This is a genomic window from Microvirga sp. P4_G7 (genome assembly GCF_056401005.1).
Genome location: NZ_JBFUKD010000864.1, coordinates 1 through 1328 on the forward strand (window position 1 = coordinate 1; position 1328 = coordinate 1328).

Here is a 1328-nt window from a genome sequence, read left to right on the forward strand (position 1 = left end):
GTCCTGGAAAAGACCTGGGGCTGAATCGCGTGACGCAGGCGATCGACTTCAGGCCGCCTCGCTGTTTGCCTTTGTCTTTTCATTCAGCGCCGCGCGCCTAGCGGCACCAATATCACCCGCCACCCAATGGGGACGGCAGACGGAGATATAGCGGCTCTCGCCGCCGATTTCGACGACTTCGCCCGTCTTTACCGCGACCCCGTCCGGACCATAGCGGAGGATCATCGTCGCTTTGCGGCCGCAATGGCAGAGCTGCTTGATTTCCTTGATGTCCTCGGCGAGGGCAAGGAGCGTGCAGATCGCCGGGCTGAACAATTCCCCAAAGACATTGTTCTTCAAACCGTAGGTCATCACCGGGACATTAAGCGCGTCGACTATTCCAGCGGCCTGCCAGATCTGCTCCGGCGTCAGAAACTGCACCTCGTCGACGAGGATCACGGTCACCGGCGTCTTGCGATGGATCTCATGGACGATCGCCGCGAGGTCGTCTCCCTTACGCAGCGGAATAGCGTCCGCCGACAGGCCGAGCCGCGAGGTGATCCGACCGACGCCGTCGCGATCGTCGAGGGCGCTGGTGAACAGCAGAACCACGCCGCCGTTCTCGATGTAGTTGTGGCGCACCTGGAGAAGCTGCGTGCTCTTGCCGGCGTTCATGACGGAATAGTGGAAATGCAACTTGGCCATTGACCTGCCCCTGGGCCCACGAATCGCCGCAAGACTGCCCCGCGACGCAACCCGACTCAAGACTGGCGACGGAGCTGCGACCCCGGAAGCCCACAGGCAATTGACGGCAACACGAAACCACGCCCGACATTCGCGGACGAGGCGGTGGGCTGCGAATCCTGCCGTTTTCAGCACTCGAACCGACGTTTTGCGCCGAGAATCCCGGATTTCCTGCGATTATCACTATTATTAGCCGGCAACGGGATTGCGGGAACCGCCCCGGTGACCTATTCAGTCCAAAGAGCGCCGCCAGCCACCTAGGAATTCTGAATGTCTTCAACCGCCGTCCTTGTGCACCTTCTGGGTGAAATTGCCCTGCTTCTATGGGGCATCAACATGGTCAACAGCGGGGTTCAGCGCGCGTTCGGCAGCGATCTGCGGTGGATTCTAGGGGTCGGCTTGAGCACGCGCCTGAGGGCGTTTTTTGCTGGGCTCGGTGTGACGACGGTTCTCCAGAGCAGCACGGCGACGGCGCTGATGGTCTCTTCCTTCACGGCGGGTGGCGCGGTCGATCTGATCCCGGCGCTCGCGGTGATGCTCGGAGCCAATGTGGGCTCGACCCTCATCGTGCAGGTCTTGTCCTTCGACATCACCCTCATCTTTCC

At 61.2% G+C, this 1328-nt stretch carries 2 protein-coding genes; one reads left to right on the forward strand and one right to left on the reverse strand.

Annotated elements, in window-relative coordinates; genetic code table 11:
- Positions 1-48: 48 nt before the first annotated feature.
- A complete protein-coding gene (locus tag AC1DT3_RS21440) occupies positions 49-684 on the reverse strand; it encodes a thymidine kinase (protein WP_477467204.1) in 636 nt (211 codons plus the stop codon).
- 309 nt (positions 685-993) lie between these two features.
- Here AC1DT3_RS21440 and AC1DT3_RS21445 point away from each other — a divergent pair.
- Positions 994-1328, forward strand: a 335-nt coding sequence (locus tag AC1DT3_RS21445; RefSeq protein ID WP_477467205.1) for a Na/Pi symporter, incomplete at its 3' end; no start/stop codon positions are given.

What these genes read in the sequence shown, in the direction of transcription:
- AC1DT3_RS21440 (WP_477467204.1), bottom strand. Translation starts at nt 684, where the DNA reads ATGGCCAAGTTGCATTTCCACTATTCCGTCATGAACGCCGGCAAGAGC.